Origin of the sequence: Rhodoblastus sp., from assembly GCF_052145335.1 — a bacterium.
Taxonomy (GTDB): Bacteria; Pseudomonadota; Alphaproteobacteria; order Rhizobiales; family Beijerinckiaceae; genus Rhodoblastus.
In genome coordinates this window covers 1-6,279 of sequence record NZ_JBKQOU010000381.1, presented here as the reverse complement: position 1 = coordinate 6,279, position 6,279 = coordinate 1, and the positions used below count along the sequence as shown (strand labels likewise).

The window sequence follows — 6,279 nt, the reverse complement described above, 5'->3', positions numbered from 1 at the left end:
CCGTCGTTATCTCACGCTTGTAACAATCAGGCCACGGCGCGGTTCTTGGCGCGGCGATGACCCGCGAAGCCGAGGCCGGCGAAGCCCATGAGCATCAGGGCCCAGGTCGACAGTTCCGGCACGCCGGTCACCGAGACATCGCTAACAAGGGCGAAGGGCGGAACCTGCTTGCTGCCGCCGGCGAGGAACGACAGCACCTCGCTCGTCGAGGTGGCCGTGATTGTCGTGGAATAGGTGGACCAGCCCGAGAAGCCGTGCTCCGCGTTGAGGTATCCGCCGGTGCAGTTGTTCCCGTTGCCGTCGCAATTCGTGAAGGCGTTCGGGAGCGTGACACTTGAGGACCCGAGGCTTGCAGACAGGTCTTCCGTCACGGATTGGCCGAAGCCGTACTGCTGGCTGAAGGCGTAGTTGAAGCTGAACGTGTAGGTCCGGCCGACATGAAGGCCATAAATCGTCTGTGTCAGGGCGCCGGTCTCGAAGTCGCCGTCCATGGCGACGAAATTGCCGGTTCCGCTCTTGGTCAATCCGTCCCAGGTGCTGGCGCCGCGGTTGGCCTGATCCCACAAGGACAAGGCGCCATATGAACCATACACGGACTTGTCTGCTTGTGTGAAAACGTAATTGTATCCGGTGGTGGCCCAATGGGTCGCCGCTGTGTCGTAGCCCAACTGGCCGAGGCCGCTGGTAAGCTCGGTGAAATCCCCGTTTTTCACGAATTGCGTCGCATGGGCGGAGCCCATGGAAAAGGCGAGCGCCAACCCGCCGATGATAGCCGATTTAATTTTCATATTTCATTACCCCCAGTTACCCCCGCCCCCGTGCGCGAGCACAGGGACACCAAAAGTTGTTTAACTATTTCCGCCCTATATTAACTATTTCCGTCGTAAATAAGCGGAGTATACATTGCTATTTTGAACCTCTCGAACTGTCAAGCTTCCCGCCCAGCGAAAAGCGGCGAATTAGAGTAAGCGGCGGCAAACGGAAGGCGATCTGCTTGGCTGACGTAGAGACGCCCGCAGCCGCGAGCCCTTCCAGCAACGCTGACCATCCATCGCATTTGTGATGGGCGTGCTGAACAACGCATAAAAAGAAAACGGGCGGGATTGCTCCCGCCCGCCTCTTCGCACGCTTCGAATAATCAGGCGACGGCGCGGTTCCTGGCGCGGCGATGACCCGCGAAGGCAAGGCCCGCGAAGCCCATGAGCAGCAGAGCCCAGGCCGAGGCTCCGGCACGCCTGCGGTACGACGCCCTTGTGCCTGGCGGCGGGCCTGACCACCGCGCTGATCGGCCCGACCAACAGCGATCCCCTGATGATCGCTTCCGGCTTGAGTTTACGGCGGTTTTCGCGTGGCCAGTGGTGCAGGACTTCGAGGAGCGGGTGCAGAACTGGCGCTGAACGAAGCGAACGCTCCGAAATCATTTTACGTCGCGTCAACGGCGCAGCCCCGGTTACGCTTTTTTAGGGCTGCGGGGCGTCTCGCTCGGCCCGCTTCGCGTCCAGGCCGGCGGATCGCTGGCGGGAAAAGACTCCATCGACGCTTCCGTCACTTCGTCGTATTCCTGCTCCGTTCCGCCTTGCTTTGCGGGTTTTTGGGGCGCAGGCGTTTTTGGCTTGGTCACGCGCGTCTTCTTGCTGTCGGCAGCCATGGTCGCCTCTCGGTTCAATATAGGGCCAGGAAAGAGAAAATGGGTATGCTTCCGCCACAGGCAAGCGAAGCAGGGGATGCGCCAATCCGTCCGAGGAATGATGCAACTCGCATCCTGTCTGGTTCGCGGGCTCCGAGATTTCCGGCGCCGACGTGATGATGAGTTTTCCGGTGGAAACGGCGGCCCAGCGCGCCGGTCTCGGCGGCCGGGTCAAGCTCAAGGCCTGGCTCGGCGCGATCCACGCCCGCCCGGCCTATCTGCGGGCGCTCGATAAGGGCGGCCCATACGCCTATTCCTGACGGCCGCTTCTACCCTTATGGTTTCGCCAGAGAATCGCGGGGAAGGTTTTTGGCGCGGGAAGGGAAGAGCAATGCGAAATTGGGCGTTTGCGATTTTGGCCTGTCTTGCGGGACTTGTCGCCTGTTCATCGGCGAAAGCTGCGGAGCCGGGCGAATTCGTCACGGTTCTCGCTGGTAGGAAGCCAATCGAGGGAAAGACCTTCGCCTGTTTCACGCGCACCTATGACCAGGCCTATTTTGCGACCCATCATTTCCAGCGCATCACGGCGGTTCGCCTGCTCGTCGCCGTCGATTCCGTCGGCGGCTACGGCTTTCAGCTTCGCCTGGGCCTGAACATGCGCGATCAACCCCAGGCGCTGGCGGCCGGCGCCGATTGCACCCCGGCGCAATTGCCCGCGAGACTGGACCAGCCGGCGATTTGCGGAGGGGAAGGCGGCGGCCACGCGACGCTTACGATCGAGAACAAGGATGTTGTTCTCCTAAGCCTGTCGACATTTGGCCAGGGTCCGGCGAAAGGGGCGCCCTTTGTCGAGGACGACAAGCATTTCCGGCTCGTCCGCGCGCCGCTGGCGAAATGCGACGACCAGGCCGAGAACGCCCAGGAGAAGGCGTTTTTCGACCGCGAACGCTAAGACGCGCGAAGCCGGTCACGCCGTCACCGCCTCATGAAGCCGCTCGCAATAGCGGGCCATATTGGCTTGCGACCGCACGAATTGCCTGAGCGGCGTTTCGATCTCGTAAAAATGGATATTGGCCAGGAAGCCGTATGCGGCGGCGTCGATGCTCGTCGGCCCATCGAAGACAAAATCGCGGTCGCCGACCAATCGCGCCAGAACCTCGAGGTCGGCAAGACCGCGCTTGTAGGCGTCGTGCGGCTCGAACCGCCCAATGCCCTGATAATGGTAACGTTGGAGATTGTATTTCCGCGCCGCCTCGAGCGCTTCGGCGCTCACCTGCGGATGCGCGCCCAAAAAGGCTTCGCGGAACAAAGGCCAGAATTCCGGGTCGCTCCAGCGCGAATAAGACATGACCCAGTAGAGATCGTCCAGCATCCTGTCGACCATGTGAGCGATGTCGCGCTGAACCAAGCTCAGCGAGCTGTCGATCGCCAGGTGATATTTTTCGATCAGAAAGGCGATGATCGCGTCGCTGTCGCCAACCGTCTCGCCATCGTCCGAGATATAGGGCAACTGCCCCCGCGGCGCGGCGCTCGGGTCGAGGATGTGTTCGTGCCGGAAGGGCAAATGACAAAATTTCAGGAAGGCGAAGATTTTCAGGCCATAAGGGTTGTTGTCAGCGACGCCGAACAGTTTCGGGTAGGAATACAAGGTGATCATCGCGCTGCCTCCCGTCCGCCGCCCGTCATCGACAGTGCAGGCCCCTCGGAAGCGCAAAGCATGGCGAATCCGACGCATTGGGCAAGCGTGGCGGATCGATTTCAGCGGGCCGGCGTTGTCGTGTGGCACACCCGGGGCGCGAACAAACATGAATCTCCTGCTTGTGATTCTTGTCTTGCTGCTCCTGTTCGGCGGCGGTGGTTTTTACGGGCGCAGAGCCGGATGGGGGCCGCGCGGCTTCGGCAGTTTGCTGGCTGCCGTGCTGCTCGTCATCCTGCTGGTCTGGATCGTCGATGAGCTGACCATGCCGCAGCCGCCGATGCCGGCGAGCGCGCCGTCCATCACCCGATGAGCGGCGAGAAACGAGCCCAAAGAAATGCCTGAGTTCACCAGATCGGGACCGGCTGCGCCAAAGCCCGGCGATTACGCCGTCGTGCCCGGCTCGCAAGGGGCGCGACGCGATTTCCGCATCACCGTCGGTCTGCGCGAGGGCTGGGACGCGGAAGGTCGGGTGTTCGATGTCTCGGAGGCGGTGCGCACGGCTCGCGCATGGATGAGGCGCCGCGTCGAGGCTGGACAGCCCGCCTTGTCGGGCATGTTTACGCGGGCCGAGGTGACCTATGCCTGGCCGCGCGACGACGGCACGGTCGGCTCGGATCGCGAACCCGTGGCCTTGTTCACCGGCGAGGCGGTCCACGCCTATCTCGGCCATCTCCCCGACGAGGCGATCGAGGCGATGCTCAATGAGTTGGCGGTCGAACTCGGCGCGGCTCTGGGGCAGGAGCGCATCTACGTCGCCTTCTGCGACCGCACATGGATTTTGGACGCGGGCGAACCGGGGCGATGACGACAGCGTCCGAGGGTTGAAGCTTCAAGGCGACATCAGTTTGACACAAGCGCGGGCTATGAAGACGCCAATTCCAAGGCGCGCTCGGATGTACAGTCGCCATGGAACGGGCCCCGCACGGTGAAAACCGGATGCGGGGTTTTTTGCGTCCAAAGCCGGAGTAACTCGCGCCCGCCAACTTCACCGGGGCGGCCGATGAAACTGTCCAGTTTCGGACACGCCGAGCCCAAGCGAAAGGAAATCCAGCTGAGCGTCACCATGATTCCGATCCGGAACCAGCAGTCGGTTCAACGGTTTATTCGGCCTTGGAATAACAACAACAATCGGAGACGCCTATGAAATCGAACCTGATCAAAATCGCCGCGCTGAGCGCTTTCACTTTTGTTTCGGCCGCCGCTTTCGCGCAAACCCCGCCTCGCAACGACGACCCGAATGGCGCCGGCATGGGTAGGCGGGCCGACCAGTCGCCTTCGGCGAAAACGCCGCAGAGCAAAATACAAAAGCAGACGGACCCGAAGAAGAACGGGACCAGCGAAAGCGAAAGCATGCATGGCCACAACAAGAACGGCCAGATGCAGTAAGCCGGCGCATTGGCGAAGCGCTCCCTTCTCCCCTCGCGGGATCGCGGGAGAAGGGGGCGACGCCACGCAACTGCGGTCAGGCTTTGGCCCGTCTCGGCGCTTCTCAATGGAATTCCGGCGAGCCTTGTTTGCCATCGGCGCTTTCCATCCTTAAGCTTTATGCGTTTGAAATGACGCCCGGCGCTTCGCCCGAGCGAGAGGGGGAAAACCATGTCGAAACTTGCCGCCTGGTCGCCGCACGCGCTCGCCGTGCTGCGGATCGTGACCGCCTTGCTGTTCATGGAGCACGGTCTGATGAAGCTTTTCCATTTTCCGGCGCCCCAGCCCGGCGCGCCGGATCCGCTGCCCTTGCTGCTGCTCGCCGCCGCGATCATCGAAGTCGTCGGCGGCGCCTTGATCGCCATGGGCCTCCTCACCCGCTTCGCCGCTTTCATCTGCTCCGGCGAAATCGCCATCGGCTATTTCCTGGTTCACGCGCCGAAAAGCTTCTGGCCGGCGCTCAACCAGGGCGACGCGGCGATCCTGTTCAGCTTCGTCTTCTTCTACCTGATCTTCGCCGGCCCCGGCGCCTGGAGCCTCGACGCCCATTTACGCAGATCGCCATCCTCGGCGCCTTAGCGACTAAAGCCCCGGCCACGGCTGAACCGCCAATCGGGATGTTTTGCATCAATGTCACCGGAATAAGAAAATACTACGGTCGATCAAGCCTGCCGGAGGTGGAAACATGCTCGACGCTCAAGATTACGCCTTCAAGGAAAGCCTCAAGGACGGGACCGAGGTTACCGTCCGCGCGGCCCATGCGGATGACGGTCCCCGGATCCGGCAAGCATTCATGCATCTGGATCGCGACACGATCCATTCGCGGTTCTTTGGCCTCAAGAAAGCGGTCTCGGATACGGAACTCAGCCGGATTACCGACATGGACTTCGATCATGACGTATCCTTGCTGGTCACGATTCCATCGGGCGATGACGAGATCGTCATTGGCGGCGCCAGCTATTTTGCCGTGGCGGCGGAGCCTCCCGAACGCAGCGCCGAAGTCGCTTTCACCGTCGTGCAGGACTACCAGGGTCTTGGCGTCGCCAGCCTGCTGATGAAGCGCATTGTCAGCATTGCGCGCGAAAGAGGTTTTACCCGGCTTGAGGCGGATGTACTGGCTCACAACCGGGGCATGATGGGCGTTTTCAGGGCCAGTTCGTTGCCGATGACTCAAACGTCCGAAGACAATGTCATCCACCTCAAGATGTCCTTGCGGACGGACGCCGCCTGACTGAATCCGGGGGCGCTTCCCTTCTCCCCTTGCGGGAGAAGGTGGCGCGAAGCGCCGGATGAGGGGGCGATTCAGCGTTTGGGTTGTTCAGACTTGACGCGTCCACTTGCAGCTTCTGTTCCTGCGGCCGCACCCTCAGCCGTCTCGGCGCTAAGCGCCGATCCACCTTCTCCCGCAAGGGGAGAAGGCTTCGCGCGAACAGTGCGTTCCCCACGCGGCAGGGATTCGGGGACCGGATCGAACGGCGCCGTCACGTTTTTGGCGGGCTGGCGCGGCGATTGGGCGCCATTCGTTTCC

At 61.8% G+C, this 6,279-nt stretch carries 10 protein-coding genes; 7 read left to right on the top strand and 3 right to left on the bottom strand.

Translation table 11 applies throughout. The annotated features are described in order from the left end of the window. Window positions 1-26: 26 nt before the first annotated feature. Window positions 27-788, bottom strand: a complete 762-nt coding sequence (locus ACLP2E_RS22385) for a hypothetical protein (RefSeq protein ID WP_442467177.1) — start codon at window positions 786-788, stop codon at window positions 27-29. Between the two features lie 1,015 nt (window positions 789-1,803). On the opposite strand from ACLP2E_RS22385, the gene ACLP2E_RS22380 reads away from it, so the two are divergent. Both ACLP2E_RS22380 and ACLP2E_RS22375 read left to right on the top strand, forming a co-directional pair. Continuing rightward, window positions 1,804-1,947 carry a hypothetical protein gene (locus ACLP2E_RS22380; protein WP_442467176.1) on the top strand — a complete coding sequence of 48 codons (144 nt, stop codon included), beginning with the start codon at window positions 1,804-1,806 and terminating at the stop codon, window positions 1,945-1,947. Window positions 1,948-2,018: 71 nt separating this feature from the next. After that, a complete protein-coding gene (locus ACLP2E_RS22375; RefSeq protein ID WP_442464305.1) occupies window positions 2,019-2,579 on the top strand; it encodes a hypothetical protein in 561 nt (186 codons plus the stop codon). Window positions 2,580-2,594: 15 nt separating this feature from the next. Here the strand turns inward: ACLP2E_RS22375 and ACLP2E_RS22370 are convergent, their stop codons facing one another. Beyond that, entirely contained in the window at window positions 2,595-3,284 is a 690-nt protein-coding gene (locus tag ACLP2E_RS22370; protein WP_442467175.1) for a glutathione S-transferase family protein, read from the bottom strand. 148 nt (window positions 3,285-3,432) lie between these two features. On the opposite strand from ACLP2E_RS22370, the gene ACLP2E_RS22365 reads away from it, so the two are divergent. The 5 genes from ACLP2E_RS22365 to ACLP2E_RS22345 all read left to right on the top strand — a co-directional run bounded on the left by ACLP2E_RS22365 (window position 3,433) and on the right by ACLP2E_RS22345 (window position 5,982). Next, window positions 3,433-3,636, top strand: coding sequence for a DUF3309 family protein (locus ACLP2E_RS22365; RefSeq protein ID WP_442467174.1), 204 nt, complete (start codon window positions 3,433-3,435; stop codon window positions 3,634-3,636). Window positions 3,637-3,660: 24 nt separating this feature from the next. Next, the gene (locus ACLP2E_RS22360; RefSeq protein ID WP_442467173.1) at window positions 3,661-4,131 is read left to right on the top strand and encodes a hypothetical protein; all 471 of its coding nucleotides are present in this window, start codon (window positions 3,661-3,663) and stop codon (window positions 4,129-4,131) included. Window positions 4,132-4,466: 335 nt separating this feature from the next. Beyond that, window positions 4,467-4,712 carry a hypothetical protein gene (locus ACLP2E_RS22355; protein WP_442467172.1) on the top strand — a complete coding sequence of 82 codons (246 nt, stop codon included), beginning with the start codon at window positions 4,467-4,469 and terminating at the stop codon, window positions 4,710-4,712. Between the two features lie 210 nt (window positions 4,713-4,922). Further along, complete coding sequence (locus ACLP2E_RS22350) at window positions 4,923-5,330, top strand: DoxX family protein (RefSeq protein ID WP_442464300.1); 408 nt, start codon at window positions 4,923-4,925, stop codon at window positions 5,328-5,330. Window positions 5,331-5,436: 106 nt separating this feature from the next. Beyond that, entirely contained in the window at window positions 5,437-5,982 is a 546-nt protein-coding gene (locus ACLP2E_RS22345; RefSeq protein ID WP_442464299.1) for a GNAT family N-acetyltransferase, read from the top strand. A gap of 71 nt (window positions 5,983-6,053) precedes the next feature. Here ACLP2E_RS22345 and ACLP2E_RS22340 read toward each other — a convergent pair. After that, on the bottom strand, window positions 6,054-6,279 hold a 226-nt coding region (locus tag ACLP2E_RS22340; protein ID WP_442467171.1), incomplete at its 5' end, for a hypothetical protein.